The organism is Bacteroidota bacterium, assembly GCA_016194975.1.
Classification (GTDB): domain Bacteria; phylum Bacteroidota; class Bacteroidia; order Palsa-965; family Palsa-965.
In genome coordinates this window covers 147,335-172,451 of sequence record JACQAM010000003.1, presented here as the reverse complement: position 1 = coordinate 172,451, position 25,117 = coordinate 147,335, and the positions used below count along the sequence as shown (strand labels likewise).

Annotated in this window: 22 protein-coding genes; 18 read left to right on the top strand and 4 right to left on the bottom strand. The window is 43.2% G+C overall.

What is annotated here, in order from left to right; all coding sequences use genetic code 11:
* Nucleotides 1–49: 49 nt before the first annotated feature.
* The 4 genes from HY064_01415 (at nt 50) to HY064_01400 (ending at nt 5,367) form a co-directional block, all read left to right on the top strand.
* On the top strand, nt 50–589 hold the full coding sequence (locus tag HY064_01415; GenBank protein ID MBI3509293.1) for a hypothetical protein: 540 nt from the start codon (nt 50–52) through the stop codon (nt 587–589).
* Nucleotides 586–1,068 (top strand): hypothetical protein, encoded by a 483-nt coding sequence (locus HY064_01410; protein MBI3509292.1) that lies wholly within the window; start codon nt 586–588, stop codon nt 1,066–1,068. The genes HY064_01415 and HY064_01410 overlap by 4 nt, the downstream gene beginning before the upstream one ends.
* A gap of 132 nt (nt 1,069–1,200) precedes the next feature.
* On the top strand, nt 1,201–4,569 hold the full coding sequence (locus tag HY064_01405) for a tetratricopeptide repeat protein (GenBank protein MBI3509291.1): 3,369 nt from the start codon (nt 1,201–1,203) through the stop codon (nt 4,567–4,569).
* 45 nt (nt 4,570–4,614) lie between these two features.
* Nucleotides 4,615–5,367, top strand: coding sequence for a TerB family tellurite resistance protein (locus HY064_01400; GenBank protein ID MBI3509290.1), 753 nt, complete (start codon nt 4,615–4,617; stop codon nt 5,365–5,367).
* 46 nt (nt 5,368–5,413) lie between these two features.
* Here HY064_01400 and HY064_01395 read toward each other — a convergent pair whose 3' ends face one another.
* Nucleotides 5,414–5,641, bottom strand: coding sequence for a hypothetical protein (locus HY064_01395; GenBank protein ID MBI3509289.1), 228 nt, complete (start codon nt 5,639–5,641; stop codon nt 5,414–5,416).
* A gap of 136 nt (nt 5,642–5,777) precedes the next feature.
* Here HY064_01395 and HY064_01390 point away from each other — a divergent pair, with 136 nt between their 5' ends.
* From HY064_01390 to HY064_01365, 6 genes are all read left to right on the top strand, one after another.
* A complete protein-coding gene (locus tag HY064_01390; GenBank protein ID MBI3509288.1) occupies nt 5,778–6,512 on the top strand; it encodes a rhomboid family intramembrane serine protease in 735 nt (244 codons plus the stop codon).
* A 40-nt stretch (nt 6,513–6,552) separates the two neighbouring features.
* On the top strand, nt 6,553–7,449 hold the full coding sequence (locus HY064_01385) for a hypothetical protein (protein MBI3509287.1): 897 nt from the start codon (nt 6,553–6,555) through the stop codon (nt 7,447–7,449).
* A 48-nt stretch (nt 7,450–7,497) separates the two neighbouring features.
* Nucleotides 7,498–8,382, top strand: a complete 885-nt coding sequence (locus HY064_01380; protein ID MBI3509286.1) for a hypothetical protein — start codon at nt 7,498–7,500, stop codon at nt 8,380–8,382.
* Between the two features lie 144 nt (nt 8,383–8,526).
* A complete protein-coding gene (locus tag HY064_01375) occupies nt 8,527–10,440 on the top strand; it encodes an ABC-F family ATP-binding cassette domain-containing protein (GenBank protein ID MBI3509285.1) in 1,914 nt (637 codons plus the stop codon).
* Between the two features lie 10 nt (nt 10,441–10,450).
* A complete protein-coding gene (locus HY064_01370) occupies nt 10,451–11,101 on the top strand; it encodes a hypothetical protein (protein ID MBI3509284.1) in 651 nt (216 codons plus the stop codon).
* A gap of 33 nt (nt 11,102–11,134) precedes the next feature.
* Nucleotides 11,135–11,635, top strand: coding sequence for a DinB family protein (locus tag HY064_01365; protein MBI3509283.1), 501 nt, complete (start codon nt 11,135–11,137; stop codon nt 11,633–11,635).
* Between the two features lie 96 nt (nt 11,636–11,731).
* Here HY064_01365 and HY064_01360 read toward each other — a convergent pair whose 3' ends face one another.
* On the bottom strand, nt 11,732–13,249 hold the full coding sequence (locus tag HY064_01360) for an SUMF1/EgtB/PvdO family nonheme iron enzyme (protein ID MBI3509282.1): 1,518 nt from the start codon (nt 13,247–13,249) through the stop codon (nt 11,732–11,734).
* A complete protein-coding gene (locus HY064_01355) occupies nt 13,230–13,808 on the bottom strand; it encodes a sigma-70 family RNA polymerase sigma factor (GenBank protein ID MBI3509281.1) in 579 nt (192 codons plus the stop codon). Before HY064_01355 ends, HY064_01360 begins: the two co-directional genes overlap by 20 nt.
* Nucleotides 13,809–13,973: 165 nt before the next feature.
* Between HY064_01355 and HY064_01350 the strand changes: the two genes are divergently transcribed.
* The 5 genes from HY064_01350 to HY064_01330 all read left to right on the top strand — a co-directional run bounded on the left by HY064_01350 (nt 13,974) and on the right by HY064_01330 (nt 20,620).
* Nucleotides 13,974–16,058 carry a tungsten formylmethanofuran dehydrogenase gene (locus HY064_01350; protein ID MBI3509280.1) on the top strand — a complete coding sequence of 695 codons (2,085 nt, stop codon included), beginning with the start codon at nt 13,974–13,976 and terminating at the stop codon, nt 16,056–16,058.
* Between the two features lie 26 nt (nt 16,059–16,084).
* The gene (locus HY064_01345; protein MBI3509279.1) at nt 16,085–16,597 is read left to right on the top strand and encodes a TlpA family protein disulfide reductase; all 513 of its coding nucleotides are present in this window, start codon (nt 16,085–16,087) and stop codon (nt 16,595–16,597) included.
* Nucleotides 16,598–16,881: 284 nt separating this feature from the next.
* Nucleotides 16,882–19,020: a carboxy terminal-processing peptidase gene (locus tag HY064_01340; protein ID MBI3509278.1), complete on the top strand. Its 2,139-nt coding sequence runs from the start codon at nt 16,882–16,884 to the stop codon at nt 19,018–19,020.
* A 215-nt stretch (nt 19,021–19,235) separates the two neighbouring features.
* Nucleotides 19,236–19,742 carry a sigma-70 family RNA polymerase sigma factor gene (locus HY064_01335; protein MBI3509277.1) on the top strand — a complete coding sequence of 169 codons (507 nt, stop codon included), beginning with the start codon at nt 19,236–19,238 and terminating at the stop codon, nt 19,740–19,742.
* Nucleotides 19,739–20,620, top strand: coding sequence for a hypothetical protein (locus HY064_01330; protein MBI3509276.1), 882 nt, complete (start codon nt 19,739–19,741; stop codon nt 20,618–20,620). Before HY064_01335 ends, HY064_01330 begins: the two co-directional genes overlap by 4 nt.
* Before the next feature lie 157 nt (nt 20,621–20,777).
* On the opposite strand, the gene HY064_01325 is transcribed toward HY064_01330, so the two are convergent.
* Complete coding sequence (locus tag HY064_01325; protein MBI3509275.1) at nt 20,778–21,422, bottom strand: PAS domain-containing protein; 645 nt, start codon at nt 21,420–21,422, stop codon at nt 20,778–20,780.
* A 214-nt stretch (nt 21,423–21,636) separates the two neighbouring features.
* On the opposite strand from HY064_01325, the gene HY064_01320 reads away from it, so the two are divergent.
* From HY064_01320 to HY064_01310, 3 genes are all read left to right on the top strand, one after another.
* Nucleotides 21,637–21,867 carry a helix-turn-helix transcriptional regulator gene (locus HY064_01320; protein MBI3509274.1) on the top strand — a complete coding sequence of 77 codons (231 nt, stop codon included), beginning with the start codon at nt 21,637–21,639 and terminating at the stop codon, nt 21,865–21,867.
* A 671-nt stretch (nt 21,868–22,538) separates the two neighbouring features.
* Entirely contained in the window at nt 22,539–24,101 is a 1,563-nt protein-coding gene (locus HY064_01315) for a T9SS type A sorting domain-containing protein (protein ID MBI3509273.1), read from the top strand.
* A 141-nt stretch (nt 24,102–24,242) separates the two neighbouring features.
* Nucleotides 24,243–25,109 carry a hypothetical protein gene (locus HY064_01310; GenBank protein ID MBI3509272.1) on the top strand — a complete coding sequence of 289 codons (867 nt, stop codon included), beginning with the start codon at nt 24,243–24,245 and terminating at the stop codon, nt 25,107–25,109.
* Nucleotides 25,110–25,117 lie beyond the last annotated feature (8 nt).

Sequence of the window (25,117 nt, the reverse complement as noted above, 5' to 3'; positions counted from 1 at the left end):
AAATTTCTCAATACGCATAACCCATGACTCAATACCCATAACCAGGCACATGCAAATTATTTTCCGGAGGATTTTTCTCTCAGCAGCAATAATATTTTTCTCCTGCAATTTATGCGCTCAATTCTGGAAACACACCGGCAATTTCGGGCTTCGTGCAAGCTACAACTACGATGGCCACTGGAGTTCCATTGGCATTGCTCCAATATATTTTCAGCGTTTCAAACAGGCAAGTGATACTTCAGCCGACATGACGATCGCTTCAAGGATATTCGGAATAGGAGCGGAGTACAGGATAGGCGCTCCGAAAATGATCCAGGAATATTATGCCGATGCTTCTTTTCATTTCCTGATTGCAGGCGTGCGCGCGAAAGCTGCGGTTTTTATTTCCGGAACCAACATCACGTATGCGTTCGTGCCCGCGATAGGTTTGAGTATTTGCGGATATATTTTTGTGAGCGGGGAATATGTTTTTCCAATGCAGAATATTGATCCCGTCGGTGTGAAAGGATCACGGTTGGAAGTGGAATTCAATTATCCTTTTCACAAACCCAATAAAAAATTCTGGCACCCTTACCCGGTTCGTGAATGAAAATTCCAAACAACAAATCCCAACAAACAAAAGCAACACAACAAACACAAGCAACCAACATGTACCGTCGCGATTACATTCTGAAAATGATCGAAGAATTTGCAAGAGCGATCGCAGTTTCCATTGGTTTGAAAGATTCCGGAAGAGACAGTGAAGCGCTGGAAGAATTGCGGAAAGCTTACAGTACGTGGTACGGACTGAACTCCGGAGATTTTTTGTCGATGAGTGAAAAAGAATTTCTGGAGTTGCTGGTGAACGAAAAAAAACTTTCTGTTTCGCAGCTGGAAATTCTTGCGAAAGCGCTGATGACGGAAGGAAATATTCTTGGAGTTCACCCGTTGTCATTGGAGAAAGACCGTTTCAGGAAAGCGTTGTGCCTTTATGAATTCGCCGATAAAACTGACACCGCCACTTTTTCTGCAGAGCGAAAACAAACGATCCTGTTGCTGAAAGAAAAGGTGTACAATGAAAAACCGTGATTTTATCCTGAAGGAGTTATCATTGGCGACCGGATTAATATTGCCACAGATTAAATTCTCATAACTCATAACCCGCAACCCATAACCAATCTTTTTCCCTATTTTTGTTTTAACCCTCACAAAAAAGTATTTATGAAAAAAATTCATCTCCTGCTTCCTGCTGTTTTATTGCTTTTCACCGGAAAGATCCATGCGCAAATGGATGTAGAACTTGTCAATTCCGGTACGATCCTCTTCGAAGGTGCGCTCGATTATGCGCTCGGAAGTTATTCCAAAGCAGAAGAAGTTTATAAGAAAGTCGGCGCGAACGATACGAATTATGCCGAGGTCTCGCGTGATCTTGCACTCGCTTACAGCGCCGATAAGGAAGATAGTTTGTGCGCATACACCTGTAAATACGGACTCGATCTTCATACGGAATATGATCCCGATTTTTATAATCTCCTCGGAAATTCGCTGAAGGAAATGGGTAAATATGATTCTGCTTTTCATGTACTCGATCGTGCAATTAAACTTTATCCCTACTATTATCTTTTTCATTACACCAAGGGAATGGCTTATGTGAAAATGAATAAGTATAAAGAAGCACAGGAATGTTTTCAGGATGCGGTGAAGTTGAATCCTTTTCACGCCGACAGTCATTTCATGTTGGGAAAAACATGTTCTGAACAGGGGCGAATGATCCCTGCAATTCTTTCCTATGAATTTTACCTGTTGCTCGATGCCCAATCGGAACGTTCGCAGAAAGTGGTTTCTTCACTCGAAGATATGACCACGGGAGATTATCAGCCCGACCCGGATCTGAAACTCAGCATCAGTGAAGCAGGCGACGATTGTTTCAGCGACATCAATGACATGATCGCTTCCGGAAAAGCGTACGATAAATCGTACAAGAATAAAACGAAGATCAATTTGAAATTAGTGAAGCAGATGCAAATGCTTTTTGAACAATTGAAATATAAAGACGGAACCGGCAACTGGTGGATGGAAAATTATGTTCCGTTCTTTAATGCCCTGCAGGCGCAGAATTATTTTACGCCGTTCATTACTTTATCGCTTGCTCCTGTTGCATCGAACAATACGACGGTGATGAAATCATTCAAGAAGAACAAAAAGAAGATCACTGAATTCTCCAAGTGGGCGGTAAAATATCTCAAGCAGAATATGAAACATCCTGTGGTCGACCTGCTCAGCGATAAAACGAATCCCGATTATACGTTCAATGATGATTATTCCATTGGAGGAGTCGGCCATTCCGATGCGAAAGATAATCCGGTAGGCGAATGGATTTTCTTCTGGGAAAAATGCGGAGCTGTTTTTTCAAAAGGAAGTTACAACGCGCAGGGCAATAGAGAAGGAGAATGGAATACGTATTATCGAAACGGGCAACTCATGGAAAAAGCAACGTATGTGAATGGCTTGAAGGAAGGGCCCAGCGAACAGTACCATGAAAATGGATTGCTCGCATTCAAGTGCACGTACACGAAGGATATGGTCGATGGAGAATACACGACTTACGCGATCCACGGTGGAATAAAAGAAAAAGCAAGCATGAACAAAGGTGTTTTCGAAGGAGACGCGTTCACTTATTTCAGCAATGGAGCGGTGCGCGCTTCTATGCACTATAAAGCGGGAAATCTCACTGGCGAATTCGATCTCTATACGCTCGACGGAAAAATTTCTTCGAAAACAAATTACCTCATGGGCAAGCGAAACGGAACCGCTACGGAGTATTTCTCCAATGGAAAAACAAAAAGCGAAGGCGATTACAAGAATGATGATGCCATTGACGAATGGAAAATTTATTTTGAGAATGGGAACATTCAGCGCGAGGGAATGTTCAAGGAAGCCGGCAACCGAGAAGGTGTATGGAAAGAATATTACCGCAATGGAAAAGTTTCTGCCGACGCAACTTACAAGAGCGGAAAATACAATGGGAAAGTAAATCAATTTGACACCGACGGCGTCCTCTATGAGACCGATCTGTATTCTTCCGGCACACTGAAAACGGTCACTTACTTCGACAAATCTGGAGGAACCATTGCAGAATACGAGATGAAGGAAACCACCACGGTGAAAGAATATTTTCCGAATGGTGCTGTGTCGGGAGAAGGAGATTACGTGGACGGGCACCGCGATGGCGACTGGAAAATTTATTCTGCCAATGGCGGATGGCTCAGGGCGAAAGAACATTATCGTTATGGTTTTCTGAGCGGCACACGTAAAGAATATTTCCCGAATGGAACTGAAAAAGAAGAATCCGATTATTTCTACGATTCGCAGGATGGGTATTACAAATCCTGGTACTCCAATGGAAAACTCGAATCGGAAGGAAATTATTCCGGCGGAGAAAAAGCCGGCGACTGGTATTATTACAATGAGCGCGGAGGATTCAATTCGCATAAATATTACATCAATGGAAGTGAACACGGACTGCAGATCTTCTTCGATAAAAAAGGAAGAAAGAATGAAGAAGATTTTATCAAGGAAACTTTTCTCTGGTCACGCACGCGTTTCGATTCTACCGGCGCTGTGATTTATAAATGGGAATCTGATAATGGTACAGGCAAATTCGATTTCCCTTACCCGGGCGGAAAAGATTTTGTGGTCACGAATTATAAGGACGGTTACCGCGAAGGAGAATTACACAAGTACGCTTTTGACGGGCAGGACCTGATCCTTTCAAATTATATCAATGGTGTTCAGTTCGGCGTTCGCAAGGAATTTTACCCGGTCACCGGAAAACCTTTCCTCGAAACAAATATGGATTACGACAATCGCAATGGCAGTAGCAATGCATGGTGGGAGAATGGAAACAAACGATGGGAAGAAAATTATTACGACGGCGATCTCAATGGCATGCAGAAATATTATCACGAGAACGGGCAGATCTTCAAACAGGGAACCTGGGAAATGGGAAATGTGAATGGTGAACTGGAATATTATTCCGACAACGGTTCGCTGCAATATGCGAGGTATTACAAAGATGGAAATGTACTCGGCTATTCTTATCCTGATAAGGACGGAAATTTATTAGCCCCGATGATCAAACTGAAAGATGGCAGTGGCGATTTCACCGGCTACTACCAGAATGGCGATACTTCCATCTGCGGAAAATATGACAATGGAAAATTAACCGGCCACGTGGTCACGTATTATCCGAATGGAAAAATTTCTGACGACGAGAATTATGATCATTACGATTATGTGGGTTCACAGAAATACTATTATTCCAATGGAAACCTCCACAAAGAACTCAACTACTTCTGCGATCAGCTCGATGGCGTTCAGAAATATTATTATGAGAACGGGCAACTCGAGCACACGGAGTATTATATCCTCGGTGATAATTTTGGCGTGTGGAAATTTTATTCTCCGGCCGGCCAGGAGATCCGCTCGCAAACCTGGTATGACGATATGCAACTCGCAGAAACCATTACGCGTATAGACACGCAGGCCGATCATCCGAAAAAAGATATCAAAAAGGGCGGCGGAAAATAATTGCCGCACGTGCGCGACTAAGAAGTTGTTGTAATTTTTTTTTCAATGGTAAAATTCGGAAAGTGGATCGGTGGCGGATTGGGTTGGGCGTTCGGCGGGCCTATCGGCGCTTTGCTTGGATTTACTGTCGGCGCCATTCTTGATTCAGCAACCATCACTGTTTCTTCCGGAAATTTTACAGGAACAGATGCAGACATGCATTATGATCCTACTGCCGCACGCGGCGATTTTGCAGTGAGTCTTCTCGTACTCACCGCAGCCGTAATGAAGAGCGATGGAAAAGTTTTAAAATCAGAACTCGATTTTGTAAAACGTTTTCTCGTTGCACAGTTCGGCAATGAACAGGCGCAGCGTTTGCTTCCTGTTCTGAAAGATCTGCTCAACCGCGATATTCCCGTGCACGAGGTGTGCGCGCAGATCAGGCGCTACATGCCCGAGCCGCAGCGTTTGCAATTGCTGCATTACCTTTTCGGAATTTCAAAAGCAGACGGAGAAGTTCACCCGAAAGAAATTTCCGCCATTTCCGATATTGCTTCATCTCTCGGAATTTCGAATGACGATTTTCTTTCCGTGAAGTCCATGTATGCGCGCGATGCCGGTAACGATTACAGCATTCTCGAAGTGGATGCGGAGGCAACGGATGAAGAAGTGAAAAAAGCATATCGCAAAATGGCCGTGAAATATCATCCCGATAAAGTGGCCGACCTCGGAGAAGAAGCTCAGAAAAATGCGAAAGAACAATTTCAGAAAGTGCAGGAAGCGTATGAGAATATCAAGAAGGTAAGGGATTTAAAGTAGTGAGTTATGAGTTCTGAGTTATGGGTTTGAGATAACTCATAACCCATCACTTCATCAGCAGATCTATTCCATCCACCAGTTCCGGTTCTACAATGGTAATGCAGTCATGGGAATAAGATTCGAACCATTCACTGAGTTTCTCATGCGGAATGAATTTCACCCCGTCGTCAAATGGTTCCGGTTGTTCCACATCATTCAATAATAATCCCATCTGTTGTTTCCCTGTTTTGAAAAATATTCTCGCCGGTGATCCGGCATACAAGACTTCTGTCATAATTATTTGTTTTACGATACAATATTAAAAATGTAGTATTATGTCATCGTTATGGAAAAATGAACCCCTCATTATGAATTCATCTGACAGTCCGTCACCAAAATCAATTCTGGAACAACAATTGACAACTTAGCACATGCCCGGATTGAAAAAACATCTTGTACTTCTCAACGGATTATTTCCATTCACATTCGTTGTGTTGCTCTGGCTCATTCAACTCGCCCAGGGATTTCTCCAGCAGGATTGGGGAATTTATTCCGTGAATCCAAGAACAGCAGGCGGCCTCATCGGCATTTTCACTTCACCATTGCTGCATGCCGGATGGAAACATCTCATCGGCAATACGGTTCCATTACTCGTCCTCGGATTTTTGCTTTTTAATTCTTACCGCGAAATTGCCGGAAAAGTTTTCTGGCTCATTTATCTTCTCAATGGAATTCTGCTCTGGCTCTTTGCGCGCAGCGCCATTCATCTCGGTGCGAGTGGAGTGGTTTACGGCATGGCCTCCTTTCTTCTCTTCAGTGGATTCATTCGCCGTCACCAGCAACTGGCCATGCTTTCTTTTCTTGTCATCTTTCTTTACGGAAGCCTGGTGTGGGGAATTTTTCCGTTCGATCCGCACGTTTCCTGGGAAGCACATCTCTACGGCGGACTCACGGGGCTGGTTCTTGCAATTGTATTGCGGAAAGAAGGACCGCAACCGAAAAAATATTTCCAGGAAGAAGAAGAAGAAACTGAAACAAATCCGGAAAATGAGGCCGGCACCAATGAAAAATTCCCTTCTGAAAATGATAATAATTCACAAATGAAGATCATTTATTCTTACAAAGAAAAAAATGAAAATACGAATGCGGACGAGGATGCGTTATAGTTTCATTAACTTAGTGAAACACTAAAGGAGAAACATGTTCGTGGTAAATATTTTTCATCGGAAAGTTTTGTGGTGTTGTTTTATTTTTTTTATTCCATTTAATTTTAATGCGCAGGAATTCAAAAACGGTAATCTCGAAGGTGAAGTGCATGAAAAATCGGAATTGCCGAACAACTGGGAGAATATTCCATACGATGATCCTGTTTGTCTTGCCAATGAGCCCGGGCGCGATTCCCCCGATCTTACGAGTGAGGATCAACCGAGTGTAGAATACGGCATCAATGGAAAACCATATTCAGGAAAAACTTTTGTGAGCGGGTTGCATGGCCTCGCCGGAACTTCTTATTTCCAGGAAGGCATCATGCAGCAAGTAGATGGATTCATTCCCGGTGAAAAATACACGATCACTTTTTACCAGGGAATTGTTCAGCAGGATAATGCACTTGATCAGAGCGGCTCCTGGGAAATTTATATTGATACAGCACTCGGAGGTATTTCTGAAAGATCGAAAACCAATGATTCCTGGAAGGAACTTGCATTCGCCTGGGAAAAAAGGCAGATCACTTTCACAGCCACAAAAGAATCGCATCTCATAAAATTTCTTCCCCTCGATGATGATAGCGATCACGAACTTTCGGAGAAAAATGAGAATGGCGCATTACGAATGGGGATTGATCTCATCAGTATTTCTCCGGCAAAAACACTTCCGATCACCGTGAGCGAAAGCCCTGTCGCCGGATTTGTAACCATTCACAACAAAGGAAAACTTCCGGCCGATCTCGGGATTTACAATGAGAACGGAGAAATGATCCTGGAAAAAGACAAACTGCCGCAAGGGGATAGCGATGTTGATGTTTCCATTCTTACACCGGGAAAATATGATCTTCAATTCACACAGAATTCGATTGTTTTCAAGATCAGTTATTTGAAAAACTGAGGCGTATCTTTTTCCATGAAAAACGTTATAGCAGTAAATTCACACCGGATGAAAAAAATTCTACTTACTTCCCTTTTTATTCCCGCTCATTTTTTTGCACAGGTTTACGGAACAGATGTGCGCTATGCTTCCGATTACGTTAAAAAAAACAATATCGGCGAACAGAAAACCACAGTGCTCGTTACGTATTATAAAAAAAGATCTCAGCGCGATTCCACTTTGCTCGATACGGCGGTTATCCAAACGGGAAAGTATGATAAGAATGGTAATATCGCTTCCGCTGATTACCGCAGCATTCTCGACAAGGCGAATTACCACTCACATTCCGATTATTTTTATTTGAATGGAAAATTGACAAAGTCCGTTACAAAAGAGAATGATGTTTTTAGTGACAGTACTCTTTTTTTTAATTCAGGAAATACGGATTACTCTTATCGTCCCGGTTATTTGGTCATTCATGAAAGATATGGTGATACGCTGCTTGTCGAAAAAAGAATTACCGGAAACGATACGGTCATTCACCGTCATACAGAACCGTCTGAAAAAAACAAAACGCATTGGGATGAAGAATACACCGGAGCTTATTCATCACGAATAATTCATTCCGACAGCCTTCATCATTGTGATTCTTGTTTTTTCTATGATGAAAAATCAAAATTGATTTTAACGATCATTGATTATTATGACAAGCAGGGAAGAGTAACCTGTTCCGATTATTATAATCGCGGAGTGAAAAATTTATTGATTTACTCAGCGAGATATAATTTAAATTATAACATGGCCACTTATATAGGCAGAAACAAAAATGGAGAACGCTCTTGCCGGATCACGAGAAGTTATAATGAGAAAGGGCAGCTAACGGAGATCAAACATACTCCGTCGAAACAATCGCAGGGAATTACAGATATCCGTTATTCTTATAAGTATTATTGAAAGCGGCCACCATTTTATTCTTCGCGTCATTGCGCCTTATACCAATATACGAAGGCGCAAAGGCAAAACGAAATTTTAATAACCGCCACCACCAATTATTTGATCTTCACTCTACCTTGATCTATAATCGTAATTTCACGCCCTGTGAATTTACTCTCGGTAGAAAATATTTCGAAATCTTATGGCGAACGCGTTCTTTTTAAGGAAGTGAGTTTCGGCCTTGAAGAGGGTGAACGTGTGGCGCTCATTGCAAAAAACGGTGCAGGAAAATCTACGCTGCTGAATATTCTCTGCGGAAAAGATACTCCTGACAGGGGGAAAGTGGTGCTGCGGAAAGATCTGCGCATCGGGATGCTGGACCAGGAACCGGAATTCGATGAAACAAAAACGGTGATCGAATCTGCGTTGCTCGGTGAATCGGAAGTTTCGAAAATGGTGCGCGAATACGAGATCGTGCTTGAAAAAACCAGGCACGATGAATCTGTTTCTGCACAGAAACGTTTGCATGAATTGAATGAACTCATTACCGCACTGAACGGATGGGATCACGAGAATGATGTGCGCACGCTGCTTTCAAAATTGGGATTCACGGATCTCGCTCAGAAAGCAGGAACGCTTTCCGGCGGACAGAAAAAACGTCTCGCGCTTGCGCAGTTGCTCATTTCCGAACCGGAATTTCTCATTCTCGATGAACCGACGAATCATCTCGACTTCGATATGATCGAGTGGCTCGAAGGTTATCTCACTTCGCGCGGGCACACGCTCCTGCTCGTTACGCACGACCGGTATTTTCTCGACCGTGTGTGTGAACGCATTATCGAGATCGACAATGAACAGCTTTACAATTACGATGGTGACTTTTCTTTTTTCATTGAGCGAAAAGCAGAACGGGAAGAGCAGGAAGCAAGTTCGCTGGAGAAAGCAAGAAATCTTTACCGGCGTGAGCTTGTGTGGGTGCGCAAGATGCCGCGTGCGCGCGGAACAAAACAGAAAGCAAGAAAAGATGCGTTCAAAACTGTTGCTGAAAAAGCACGAGGGAAGTTGCCAGAAGAAGAATTGAAACTCGAAGTGAAAATGTCGCGCATGGGCGGGAAGATCATTGAGATGATACGCGTGAATAAAAGTTTCGGCGAAAAAAAAATACTTCAGCAATTCGATTACACTTTCAAGCGTGGAGAGAAGATTGGCGTTATCGGAAAGAACGGATCGGGAAAATCCACTTTTCTCAATATGATACTTGGAGCAGAACCGCTCGATTCCGGAAAAATACAACCGGGAGAAACAATCGTGTTCGGTTATTATTCGCAATCAGGAATGGTATTGAAAGAAGACAAAAGAGTGATCGAAGTGGTGAAAGATATTGCAGAATATTTCCCGTTGGCGGATGGCGCGAAACTTTCTGCCTCGCAGATGCTGCAGCGATTTCTTTTCACACCGCATTCGCATTTCAGTTTTGTTTCTTCATTGAGCGGCGGAGAAAAAAGAAGATTATATCTTCTCACGATTCTCATGAAGAACCCGAATTTTCTTATTCTCGATGAGCCAACAAATGATCTCGATATTCTTACCCTCGGAATTCTCGAGGAATTTATTGCAGATTTTCCGGGATGTGTACTTATTGTTTCGCACGATCGTTATTTCATGGATAAGCTCGTCGATCATCTTTTTGTTTTTGAAGGCGATGGTGTGGTAAAAGATTTTCCGGGAAATTATTCGCAGTGGAGGGAATTCAATAATTCAAGGATTCCCGTCGTGGCGGCCAGGCAGGATTCAAAGATTGAGAAAGAAACGGATGTTGAAAAGGAAGTTGCCGCGAAAGCCGGGAATACCGATCTCTCTTCCAGGAAGAAACCCTCTTTTAAGGAAAAATTCGAATTTGAGAAGCTGGAGAAGGAAATTCCATTGCTGGAAAAAGAAAAAAAATCGATCACTGAAAAACTTTCTGTAATTTCCGATCATGAAGAACTGATAAAACTTTCAGAACGATTTGCAGTTATCGAAAAAGAACTGGAAGAAAAAAGTTTCCGCTGGATGGAATTATCAGAATTAATGCCATAAAAAAATAAAAATGAAAAAAATTCTCCCCTTATTTTTATGTATCGGATTTATCCGCTGTTCCGACGCACCGAAAACAAATGCAACAACCGGCTCCTCCACTGAGATCGAGAAAGCAACGCTTGCCTGCTGGAGTAGCAACTGGTCGCGCGAACCGGGCTATGATATTTCCATTGGATTGAACCTGATGGACGATTATCTTTTTGCAAAAGGATATCTCGGCAAAAGAACCGTGGCCGATTACAAAAGATTCCTGACCAGCGACCAGGTAATTGAAATTCCGGATTCCGTTGCAGGAAGCGAAAAAATGCGCCTCGCGCTGAACAGTGATTTCGGAAGTGAACCGAATGTTGCCGGAATGATCGCCTGCTGGAAAGCAAACTGGTTCGGGAAAATAAGCACGATCGATTCCACAGACGTGATCGCGCGTACAGGTAAACTCGTGCAGGAACTTTCGGAGTCCGGCCCGCCCGATGTGACCACCGCTGCACAGAAATTTTTCACAGGGCTCACCGACGCCGATATGAAACGACAGCTGGTAAAAAATATTTCCTATTTCATTTTCTGGAAAAATCAAAGCGGGCAAACGCACATTATCATTTCACATCCTGATGTGATGAGTGGTGATAGTGCGACGATAGATCTCGATAGAAAGATCAAATGAGATTTTGAATTTGGTTTTTAATTTTTTCCAGCAATGCCATCCATCAAATGGACATCACGCGAATTTATTTTTGATTTTCCGCCGGGGAATTTTCCTTTTATTCTCGAACGCCTGTACGGGACAGCAGCGAGAATTGAAGAGATGACAAAAAACAGCTCATTGGAAATTCTCAGGAAGAAAAATAATAATTCGTGGAGCATACTCGAACATATAGGCCATCTCATCGGCCTCGATGAATTGCATGACGGGCGCATCGATGATTTTACCAGTGAAAAAAAAGAATTACGGCCTGCCGACATGACGAATAAAAAAACGCAGGAAGCAGATCACAACAAACGCGATCTTGCAGAATTGATCAAAGAATTCCGCGAAGAACGGCTTAAATTTATTTCTCGATTGAAAAAACTTTCTCCCGCGCAATCCGCGCTGCACCCGCGCCTGAAAAAAAATATGCGCGTCGTCGATATGGCGTATTTCATTGCAGAGCACGACGATCATCATCTTTCCATCATCAGGGAATTGATCAATTCGTGAAGACGATTTTTAATTTGAGCAAAAAAAATCCGGCATCACAAATTGTAATGTCGGATTTTTCATAAAATTTCTCAATCAGAAAAAATGCAAGATCAATTACAACTTCACTTTTTTTATCATAGAATAATTGTAATGGCCATTCATTGCAGGACGGAACCCGATCATTGGTGATGCATCTGTAAATCCGACATATTGTTCCGGTGCTTCTATCCTGATATTATCCACATAAGAATTCCAGTTTCCGCCCATAGCACGTGGAGCACCGTGTTGATCGGAGCCGGCTTCAAGTGTCCAGACCATTTCCGAAACATCTCCAAGCATGCAGTATTGTCCGGTTGAATTCGGGTTGTAAGAATACACAGGGCAGGTGAGCAGGCTGTCGATCGCGAGTCCGGCTGTAGTAATAATTTCCCTGTTAAATCCGGCTTGTTTTAGTTTCTGATAACCTGCGCAAATGTGTTTACCCGCAAAATAATCTTTTGAAGAAGTATAATTGAAATCGCAGAGGAAGCATCCGTTCTTATTCTGCACACTGTCCGGCACAAATTTTCCCCACGGATATTTCATCGCAGTAGAATCGCATCCTCGTGCTGCGTAGATCCATTCGGCATCCGAAGGCAACCGGAAATCGGGCAACGCATCTCCGCTCCACTTTACCTGTTTTGAATTAATGGCTCCCTTCATTGATTCTGTCAGCCACTCGCAATAAAGTTCGGCTCCTTTTCGCGTCATGCTCACCGCGGGAAAATCATTGTACTTCGCGCTTGTGAAATACACCTCTTCAAATTCGGGAATGCCTGCAGTTTTCCATTGGCCTTTTACCGGGGCCGCCAATAAATATTCGTCATCCTTTCCTTCCACAAGAAGATCATTCAAAAATGTCCTGTATTCAAGATTAGAAACTTCCGAGTTCTCAATGGAAAAACCATCGACGTTCACCATTTTTCCGTTCACGATGGTTTTTCCCGGCGGTAAATTTCCGTACGTTTTTTTTCTTGCAATGTTTTTCATCATTTTCATTTTGTCTTTCCCGGTTTGAATTTTCTGTTCCTCGGTGAGTGTTGGAATATCTATATACTGCAGAGAATAATCTTCCTTCATGTGCGAATCGTTCATCACGTAATGTTGTTCGCCATGCTGCGGTATCTGTTCGGGAACATCGGTGCTGTCTTCCAATGAATCGAACAGCGCAAGAATTTGCGGATTCGTGACCGGAAGAGGATTCTCTGTGATCGGTGGTTCCGGTGTTTGGTGATCCGTTGCAGCGCCTGATGACAGGATCAGTCCTTTGTTCAGTGAATCGTTGTGAGAGATCGCTGCATTATTTCCGTGATGAAAGAAAAAGAAAATCGTCGTCGCCGTCAATAAAATTGCGATGAGAATAAAAATATTCATTCTCCATTTGTTTCCGCCTTTACGGAGATCATTTACAAGTTTTTCAATGATCGCGCGGTTATCAGCTACAGAAATCTCTTCTGCCGGCTGACTGAAAACTGAGTTTGCCATTTTTTCAATATTTTTTTCGTTGAACAATTCTTCTTTACCGAGCAGCGCATGGCGGAGCAGGACATCGAATTGATGATCGCTGATAAAATTATTTTCCGTGGTTTCCATGTGTGCCTGTTTTAGAAGTGTAGATTTTTCCGATTAATTTTTCCGAAAGTTTTTTCTTCAGCCGTTGATAGTAAACTTTCAATTGTTCTTCCGGTTTGTCAATGAATTTTGCGATCTCCGCATACGGAACATCCTGGCTCCGCATCAGCAGCAGGATTCTCTCCCAGTCTTCGAGTTGATCAAGCTCGCACACGAGGAGATGCAGGACCGGAGAAATACTCGTTTCGCTTTCGATCACCGCTTCAGAAAAATTCTCATCCAGCTCTGTTATTTCTCCGGGAAGATTTTTCCTGTCACGGTAAAAATTCCTCAGATAATTGATGAAAATAGTGAAGACAAATGCCGAGAATTTTTCTTCGGAAGCAAATTTGTAACCGGGATAAGTATCGATCACACGATAGAGCGTTTTGTACACAACGTCCCACGAGTCGTCCTCATTCATTTTCCATTTATGCTTCGCGAATAAGAAAAGTTTTTTCCCGTAACGCTCGTAAATAGTTTTTACAGACGCTTCACTTCTTCCGGACAGAAGCTGATAGGTGGGATTTTGTTCTTTCATGCTAATATGCCTTCAATATAAGAACACGATTGGGTAACAGGGGAATATTGCTAATGAGGAAATGTGCTGATGTGGTAATGGTTTCCCTGGAGTTGTAATATTGGCACATTACCACATTACTTTGTATCTTCGTTTTCCACCTCAATTTTTTTTTCCTTTTAAAAGATGGCCTCTCCCGTGAGTGAACAACGTGCAAAAGCAGCTGTGCCGGTATCTGTAGCGCTGAAAGCTTTCGAGCTTATGTGTACCGCAAAAGCAATGACCGAAATTTATGAAGCGCACAAAGAAGTAACCGCAAAATATGTACACGCTACTTCACGCGGACATGAAGCCATTCAGCTCGCTCTTGGATTGCAACTGAAAAAACAGGATTTTCTTTCTGCGTATTATCGTGACGACAGTATTCTTCTCGGAATAGGAATGGAACCGTATGAGTTGATGCTGCAATTAATGGCGAAACGCGACGATCCTTTTTCCGGTGGAAGAACTTATTATTCGCATCCTGCATTGCGCCGTGATGATAAACCGAAAATTCCAATGCAGAGTTCCGCTACAGGAATGCAGGCCATTCCGAGTACAGGTGTTGCGATGGGATTGAAATATCTTGAAGAACAAAAGATCGCCGAAGATTTCAAAGGAGAAAATCCCATCATCGCGTGCTCGCTCGGGGATGCGTGCATTACCGAAGGAGAGGTGGCCGAAGCTTTCCAGATGGCGGTGCTGAAAAAATTACCGATACTCTACATTGTGCAGGATAATGAATGGGATATTTCTGCTACCGCGAAAGAAACGCGCGCCATGGATGCGAGCGAATACGCGCGCGGATTCAAAGGGCTCGAAACAAAAACCATTGACGGAACAGATTTCATGCGCTCGTATGAAACCTTGCGCGATGTGATCGCGGTCATGCGCAAAGAGCGTCGGCCGTTTCTTATTCACGCACGAGTTCCATTGCTGAATCATCATACATCAGGCGTGAGAAAAGAATGGTACCGCAATGATCTCGATGAAGCTGCACGGCGCGATCCTTTTCCCAAACTGAGAAATCAACTTATAGTTGCCGGGCTTGATGCAAAAGATCTTGATGAAATAAAATTAAAAGCAGAAAAAAAAGTTGCTGAAGATTATGATCGCGCATTGGCAGCAGAAGATCCGCGTCCCGAAGATCTTTTCAATTTTGATTTTGCTCCAACACCGGTGACAGAAGAAAAAGGTGTGCGTGAACCGGCAGGAAAAGAAAAAACAGTGATGGTGGATTGCGCACTTTTCGCTGTGCAGGAAATTCTTGCCAAACACCCGGAAGCATTGCTGTACGGACAGGATGTGGGCGGAAGATTGGGCGGAGTTTTCCGTGAAGCAGCAACACTTGCGCAAAAATTCGGAGACAATCGTGTTTTCAATACGCCGATACAGGAAGCGTTCATCATTGGTTCTACAGTGGGAATGTCGGCAACAGGATGCAAACCCATTGTAGAAGTTCAGTTCGCAGATTATATCTGGCCGGGATTGAATCAGCTTTTTACGGAAGTGAGTCGATCGAATTATCTGTCGAATGGAAAATGGCCGGTGAATTGCGTGATACGTGTGCCCATAGGCGCGTACGGAAGCGGCGGGCCTTATCACAGTTCTTCCGTTGAATCTGTTCTGTGCAATATCCGCGGAATTAAAATTGCTTATCCTTCTACCGGCGCCGACCTGAAAGGACTTTTGAAAGCGGCGTTCTATGATCCGAACCCGGTGGTTGTGTTGGAACACAAAGGACTTTATTGGTCCAAAATAAAAGGAACAGAAGAAGCGAAAACGATTGAGCCCGACGAAGAATACATTATTCCATTCGGAAAAGCGAGAATGGTACAGGAAGTTTCTGCTTCGGAAAAAAATTCCACACTCACGATCATCACTTACGGAATGGGCGTTTACTGGGCTAAGAATGCTTCGAAGAATTTTCCGGGAAAAATCGAGATCGTCGATCTGCGTACACTTGTTCCGCTTGATGAAGAAACGGTTTTCAATTCCGTGCGCAAACATTCACGTTGCCTGGTATTGACAGAAGAATCCTACAACAATAGTTTCGCGCAGGCGCTCGCAGGAAGAATTTCTAAATTCTGTTTCGAATCGCTCGATGCTCCTGTGGAACTTGTGGGCGCCGAAAATCTTCCCGCTATTCCGCTTAATTCTATACTCGAACACACGATGCTTCCGAATGAAGAAAAAGTTTCTGCGGCGATTGAAAAGATCCTTGCGTATTAAAAAAATTATTCTCTAAAATTTTCTCTGTGTTCAATAAAATAAAGATCGATCGGAAATTCTGGATCAACGTCACCTTCTTTGCTCTCGGTGGAATTCTATTGGTTTATCTCTGGTTCAAGTATCGGGTTCCACCGGCCATTACAACAGATATGGAATTCAAAACCCTCGATGGCACACCGGTGAAGCTGAGCGCCTTTAAGGGAAAAACAGTCTTCGTGAATTTCTGGGAAACCTGGTGCGGCCCATGCGTGGAAGAATTGCCCACTATAGAAGCGGCGCGCATGCAACTCGATTCTTCAAAAATTATTTTTATTACCGTTTCAGAAGAGGATCCGGCGAAGATCAAAAACTTTTCTGCACAACACGATTATCATTTTCAATATCTCATCTCGCAGAAAAAATTTCATGAACTGAATATCAATACGTATCCTACCACTTACATCATTGACAAACACGGGCACGTGGCGTTCTCAGAGATCGGCGCGGCTGACTGGAGTGATGTGTCAACACTTGCGCGGATAGAAGAGATCATGCAGTAAGCAGAAGGCGGCAGCAGCATTGAAAATAATCTGTGCGTAATCTGTGGGAATCCCCGCCTGCCGAAGCAAAAGCCAATGAGCAGGAGGGCAAGAGTGGCAATATTATTTTTCGTGTACCAATCATTATTTGGGAAAGAATGCTTTCAGCAGAATACTGCATCAATAGTTTTTGTTCAATTACATCCGATAATTACCACTTATCAACTCCATTGGCGGCTTAACAGAACTTAAGAAAAAACAGCACGCTTTTTGAGTAATTTCGTTGTTATACAATAAACAATTTCATGAAAAAGTTCCGTGTAGTCATTTTCGCAGTCCCGGTCGTTCTCGGCCTTGCAGCATATACTTTTCTCGGTACGCGTTGTGCGAATGCTTTCAAACCTGCTGATGAAATAAATTCACCGAAAGAAAAAGCCATTCTCGATATCTCGATGAAAGTGCTGGAAACATTTCACTACAACCCCGTAGCGATCAACGACGATTATTCACACAAAGTTTTCGACACGTACATCAAGCGCACCGATTACAGCAAAAAAATATTCCTGCAAAGTGATATTGATGAGATGAAGAATAAATATTACAGCGACATTGATGATGAGGTGAAGAGTGAGACGTTCGATTTTTTCAATCGCGAAATCGATATTGTAAAACAGCGCGTGAAAGATGACCGCACTTACTACACTGACATTCTTTCCCGTCCTTTTGATTTTACAGCCAAAGAAAATGTAGAACTCGATCCCGACAAATCCGGTTTTCCGAAAGATCAGAATGATATGAAAGAAGCGTGGAGAAAATATCTCAAGTACCAGGTGATGGTTCGCTTCGTCGATTCAAAAAAAGAACAGGATAAAAATATCGCCGACGGGAAAAAAGATTTTACTCCGAAAGCCGATTCAACAATGGAACGTGAATCGCGCAATAATCTTCTGAAAACAGAGAACGATATTTTCGATCGCCTCGATAAAGTGGATCGCGATGACCGCATGTCGGTTTATCTCAATGTCGTTGTCGGTGTTTTCGATCCGCACACGGAATTTTTTGCTCCCGCTGCGAAAGATGATTTCGACATCAGCATGTCGGGCCAACTCGAAGGAATAGGTGCAACGCTCCAGGAAAAAGACGGTTACATTAAAGTCACGAGCATAGTTACCGGAAGTCCTTGCTGGAAAGAAGGAGAACTGAAAGTGAATGATCTCATTCTGAAAGTTGCGCAAGGCGATAAAGATCCTGTTGACATCAGCGGCATGCGCGTGGATCAGGCGGTGAAACTCATTCGCGGAAAAAAAGGAACTGAAGTGCGGCTCACTGTGAAAAAACCGGACGGATCCATTGTCGTCATTCCACTGGTGCGCGATGTGGTGATTCTCGATGAAACTTTTGCGCAGAGTATGATCATCGACCAGGGAAAAAAGATCGGCTACATCCGGCTTCCTTCTTTCTATGCCGATTTTACAAAAGACAAAAGCGCCGGCCACCAGTGTTCCGATGATGTGAAAGCAGAATTGCTGAAACTGGAAGATGCAAAAGTTACCGGTGTAATTCTTGATCTGCGTGACAATGGCGGTGGTTCACTTTCCGAAGTGATCAAGATGATGGGGCTTTTCATTCCCGACGGACCGGTTGTGCAGGTAAAATCGCGCGACCAGGGCGTTACTCCTTACGATGATCCTGATAAAGGAAAAATAGTTTATGATGGGCCACTCGTAGTGCTCATCAATGACAACAGTGCATCGGCTTCTGAAATTCTTGCTGCAGCAATACAGGATTATCATCGCGGCGTGATCATTGGTTCTTCCTCTTCTTCATTCGGAAAAGGAACGGTGCAGAATTTCTATGATCTTGATCGCGGGCTGGCAAAAGGAAGTGAAAATCTCATGCCACTCGGTTCATTGAAAGTAACGATCCAGAAATTCTATCGCGTGAATGGAGGATCTACTCAACTGCGCGGCGTTACTCCCGACATTCGTCTTCCCGGTTATTATGATTATGATGAACAGGGAGAAAAAGATCTCGACTACCCGCTCGACTGGGACCAGATTCCTCCGGCGATCTACATGATGTGGAAAAAAGAACCCGATTACAACAAACTGAAAAATAACAGTTCTTCCCGCGTGGCCGCGAGCCCCGAATTCACGCTCATCAAAGAAAAATCGGATCAGTTGAAGGGAGAGAAAGACAATACACTCAAGTCACTTTATCTTCCCGATTATCAGGCGTCGCGACAGGCGATGGAGGAGGCGAATAAAAAATTCAAACCGCTCGAAGATCCGATCAAAGGATTGAATGTGTACATGCTCGATGTGGATAAAGCAGCGCTGGCCGGCGATACGGCAAAAATGGCGCGCAAGAATGATGCGATCGATAAAATGAAAAAAGATCCGTACATCAGCGAAGGAGCGAATGTGATCCGCGATATGAAATGAGTCTTTGGTCATTTGTCATTGGTGTTAATATTTAAACAAGTCACTAATGACAAACAACAAATGACCATTCTCTAATGACCAGTAACAAATCTCAGATTTACAGGCAACTTTTCACTCTTATTTCGCATCTTTAGTAGTAGAAGAAGCTATCCGACTTGGCAACCGATGATCACATTCTGGAAGGATGTATTTCGGGCAAACGCGAATTCCAGGAGATGTTATACAAAAAACACTCAGGAAAAATGTTTGCTTTATGTTTAAGGTATTGCCGTAATCGTGAAGAAGCGGAAGATGTGTTGCAGGAAGGTTTCGTCACGGTTTTCAAAAGTATTCATTCGTTCCGCCGCGATGGTTCGCTCGAAGGATGGATAAGGCGTGTGATCGTGAATACAGCGCTCATGCACCTGCGCACGAAAAAACGGGAACCCGATTTCCGCGACATTGATGATCTTTCTTCCAATTATCATCCTGAAAGTTATTCTAACACTGCTGATGAAATAAATGCAAAAGAACTGAAGAAAATGCTCAACACACTTCCCGAAGGTTACCGCGTCGTGTTCAATCTCTTTGCGATCGAAGGTTATTCGCACAAAGAGATCGGGGAGATGCTTGGCATCAGTGAAGGAACATCAAAAAGCCAGTTGTCAAAAGCACGCGGTTTCCTCCAGGAAATGCTGCGTAAGATCATGAAAGAAAAAATCACAGAAAATCCAGCGCGATGAAAGAAAAAAACTACACACATGAAACTGACCGGCTCTTCGGACAGAAATTATCGGAGGAGGAAGTAACCCCGCCTGATTCGGCCTGGAAAAAAATCGAATCGCGGATGGATGATACGCAGAAAAAACCTTCGGCATGGGTCTGGTGGTTATCGGGAATATTGTTGGTGGCCGGCATTTCCGCAATTTTTTATTCCGGTGAAATAAAAAAATATTTTTCCGGCGATAAAGTTTCTTCTCTTGCCGGCTGGAATTACAATGATCCCGGGACCGGCGTTACTTCAAAACAGGATCTTCCATCCGGTCAAACAAAACCGGGTGACATTACCACAACAAATAATAATGATGCCCGTAACGTGAACGCAAATAACGATGCAGTTAATTCTTCCAATGGAAATAATGTCAGCGGAAATAATTCAGTTCACAACAATGACAAGCCTTCGCTTCCTGCTAATGATGCTTCATTGGTTTCGAACGATAAGAAGAATCATAAGTATGCGCAACCTACTTCGAATAAAAGGAAATTCGATCCGAGTGATGAAGATTCCGATGCGCTTACTCCTGGAAAAAATCACAGACATACAAATACGGCCGATTCAAATTCCCCGGGCAATTCTTTCGCTTCTTCTGCCAATGCACATTCCATTTCTTCGGGCGATAATTCAAAATCAAATTCGGACCAGGAAAACCAGGTGAGAATAAGAATGACACTCGGCGCGCAGGAAAGGCGTGAAGACAGCCTGAAAAAAATAACGCAGATGGAACAGCAGCAGAAAATGTATGCGAGGCAGCAGCACATTGCTGATTCAATTTCAAATTCAGTATTGCACCGCGACAGTCTCCTGCGCGCAGCCGCGAATAAGGACAGCATTCCTAAGTGAAATTCTTCTGCGGCTTAGAATAATTCCAATGCTTCAAATAATAAGATGAATATTTCGTTCCCGGAATTTTTTCTCAATCGGTGATCCCTGCCCGACTTCGTTATTCCCGCCCGTATGCGCGGGCAAGCAGGCGGGTGTATTTCCGCAGCATTCGTAATCAGTACCCTGTTTTTTTTTCACGGAGTTGCTCGTGCAGCACGTTCATAAGTTCCTGCGTGAATTGTTCAAGATCATCGGAAGCATTTTTCAGGTAGGAGAAGATTTTTTCCTGTTCCTTCGGACTCAGTTGATGCATATTCTTTAGATAATCGCTTACTAATCCTTTAATGGTGGAGATGGGTGCACGCACGCGATGCGAGATCATGGTGATCATGTCTTCCAGCGAACGCAGGTATTGTTCGCGTTCCATTTCCATTTGCTTTTTATCGTTGATGAGTTGGCGAAGAAATAAAAACCTTGCTATAGAACCACTGTGGTCAACCACGGGGATGATCATCGTATCTACCCAGAAAAAACTTCCATCCTTCGCCCTGTTTCGGATCTCTCCGTGCCAGATCTTCCCACTCCGGAGTGAATTCCACATTTCGATAAAAAATTCCGGGGGATGAAAACCGGAGTTCAGGATATTGTGATCTTTCCCGATGAGTTCTTCCCTCGTGAATTTGGTGGTGCTGCAGAAAAGTTCATTCGCGTAAATGATGATCCCGTTAATGTCAGTGATCGAACAGATCATGCTGGAATCTACCGCACGGTCCAGTGCGCGAAGATTTTTAAGAATTTCTAGTGAAGAAAGTTTATCCACAAATCGTCATTAAGATGTCAGTTCCGGTCAGTGCTTTCAAAAACAAACCATTTGATAAATGGTGTGTATATCTGTTTGACATCTCTTTCAGCTTTCATAAATTGTAGAATAAATGTGAGCGTGAAATTAATAAAATACCTCATAAAAGTTGTATTAACTGATAGATACCATATATGTGGTAACACGTGTCGCGTTTCTTTAGGAATTTTCGGGAATGGATAAGCACCACATCATTCTTCTTTCTATAGGAAATAAACTGACTCAGCTGAGGAAGAAAAAAGGATATAAAAGTTACGAATCATTTGCAGTAGAAAATAATCTTTCCCGGATGCAATACTGGAGAATAGAAAAAGGAAAAACCAACATCACCATAAAAAGTCTCGCCCGCATCCTGGAAATACACGGTATTACGATGGAGGAGTTTTTCAGGAGAGATAAATTCTGAGTAGTACGAAATACGAAAAATTTACTAAAAGTTACCAAATTGTCTCGCGCAAGATTGCTTCGGGTAGTGGGTTAGTTTGAAAATTCTTAGCGCCTTAGCGTCTTTGCGGTTTAATAAAAGAATGGTTTAGGAACCGCCCTTCAATTCTTCAGGGCAGGCTGCGGCGCCAAGGCGCGAAGTGGAATCGGAAAAGAGCAAACTGAGCCACTACCTTGCTTCGTGTTGCTCGCAATGACTCCGCACGTTTTCGTATTTTGCCTGCCTGCGGTAGGCAGGTAACTTTTAGTAAATTTTTCGTATTTCGTATTTCATCAATTTCGTAGTTCGTACACATAAAGAACGCCCGATCTGTTCTCCCAAGCAGATCAGGCGTTACACACCGATTTATTCCTTCAGCAGCGTCAAAGAGAAGAAGGCTACCCTTTTTGCCCGCCACTTTCCGGTAAGCCAACCGGTTTGTTAAACACACGTAAACAGAGTACTTTTTTTACAGTTATTTCTAATTGTGTTGCCCTGTTTAATTAGTAGATGCAGGAAATTGGGTATAGGTTGCATGGGTTTGAAAAAAAATCAGGAATTTTTACAAAAAACAAGCACGGCCTTAGCCGGATAATTCCCATTGAACCCGTTTCATCTCGTTTCCCTACTTTTATAGAGGCAAAATCAACCTCATGAAACTTTTCACTTCTTTTTTCCTCGCGGGAATATTTCTTGTCCCCCTTTTTTCGCCGGCTCAAATGGCTTTTCAGAAAAATTTTGATGTCGCCAATGATGATGAATTCCTTTGTGGAATTTCTACCCTCGATGGCGGTTACCTCGCTTGCGGATATTCATCCGGTTCACCTTATGGCGGACTCGCTGTGAAGATGGATAATTCAGGAGCAGTGCAATGGTCGAGAACGGTGGGCGGTGTAAAAATTTCTCATGCGTTGCAAACCAATTGGGGGGCCTATTATCTCGGTGGCGGAAATGTCGTGAGCAGCAATTACCAGTTTTATCTTACCAAGATCGATGCAAATGGAATGATCCTTTGGTCGAAATGTTATGGAAAAAATGCAGAGCCCGATGAATTGCATTCACTCGCCCGCACACCCGATGGCGGACTCATCATGTCGGGTTATGCCGATACTATCAATGGCGCAGGATTTAAACCGATCGCGTACGTTATAAAAGTCGATTCGAATGGTGTTTTGCAATGGTCGAAATATATAGGAGGAACTCAGGGCGAAGAATTTTTTGCGGCGAAACCTGTTTCTACCGGCGGCTATTTGTGCGCAGGTTATACGGCATCTTACGCATCAGGTGTGGGAACGGAAGCGTATCTCGTGCGGCTCGATAACAATGGAAATATTCTCTGGGCGAAATCGTTCGGGCAGAATCAGCGGTTCGATCGCATTTATGATTTCCAGGAATATCCCGGCGTTGGATTTTATTTTTCCGGCGAAGGATTGTACAATGCCACGATCGATAATATTTTTCTCGCGAAGACCGACACTTCCGGGAATTTCCGCTGGCAAAAAAATTACGAGGAATATGATGGCGCCTGGACGTTACTGAAAACACAGGATAATAATTTACTCATCGGCGGATATTATATCAATCAGTCGCTGGGATTGTATAACGATAGTTATCTCATTAAAACAGATACGAGCGGAAATATTTCATGGAGTAAAGAATATGGTGCGCCCGGTGTGGACGATAAATTATTTACGGTTGCCGAATGTGCCGATGCAGGTTTTTTCATTGCAGGAAGTAATTATGGTGCAAGCAACGGCCGGTCGAGCTGGTGCGTGAAAACAAATTCACTCGGGCAAAGCGGCTGCCGCGATTCTGTTGTTACCATTCCTGTTACAACAATTCCTATTGTTACGTACACCGGTGGAAATGCAAATGCAGAATATTATTCCACTAATCTCGGAATACCGGGGCAACTCACCGCGAATATGGCCGCGACCGTTTATTGTTCGGGGCCTACCGGGGAAGACGGGTTTAATGTTCAGGGTTCTGAGTTCAATGTTTTTCCAAATCCGGCAAATGATGTTGTGAATATTTTTGCCGGAGAAAATTCTGAAATTACAATCGTTGATATGCAGGGAAGAGTAGTGATGAGAAAAAATATTCCTGCCGGGAAAAATGAAATTGACATTGCGGAATTTTCAGAAGGGATTTATTTTTTGATAATGCGGAATGGGAATAAAATGGAAGAAGAAAAATTGTTGATTGTCTCTAAGTAAAAAATTATTCCAGGAATAAATTCAGTACCCGGAATTCATCGAATACGCCTTTTGCCGTATCAGTCTTCACAAAATAATCTCATCGCTGCACCGTTATTTCTATATAGCTTTCACCGTAAAACGAAATAAAACTTTTCAGCGATGCGTATCTCCCGGAATATTTTTATGCTCTGCACAGGCAGCATTACTTTTTTTTCCTTCACCGGATCGAATGCACCGGTTCCCTTCCGGCAGGTACTCGATGAAAAAAAGATCACGATGAAGATCATTCCTACAGGAACTTTCGAGGGGAATTCCATCAATTTACAAGTGACCAATATTTCCGGCGGATTGCTGAATGTGGAATTGCCCCGCGGAACAACTTTTGTTCCCGATGATAGTAATGAACAAACACTCGTGATGCCGGATCAACAGGTTTTCGTGCTCGGAAAATCAGAAACAAAAATGATCAACATCAATGCGTTCTGTACCGAGGCAAATGATAATTGCCCTTCTTTACAATCCACGTTCACCATTTCAAACACGCAGAATTCCAGTCTTCAGAAACTTGTTCATTATCTCGATTCCGCAAAAGTGAATGATATCGGTCTTATTCAGTCAGGCATCTGGTGTGTGACCGACAGTGAAAGTGTGTCGGATATTTCCGGTGATGAAGAAACAGCCGGTGCCTTGCGGAAATATGTTTGCTCACTAACGGGGCAGAAAGAAACCTGGTACAATACCAAAGAGTATATCACCACGAATGAAGAGAACCAGATTGTGCGTGTGCCGGATGAAGTGAAAGGCACAATAGAATTCCATTCTGATGATGATGTGGAATTGCAGGGAAAAATTGTGGACGCCACCGGCCGCGTACTTTTTCAGAATCCAAATAAAACACATTGTGAAGCAGGCGACATCACTTTTGATTTTGAATTGAAAGTGCAGGGATGGAAACCGGGAACGTACGCTGTTGTTTATACCAGCAGCACCGGGAAAGAAATGCTGCGACAGGAATTCACCATCTGATCGGGGCT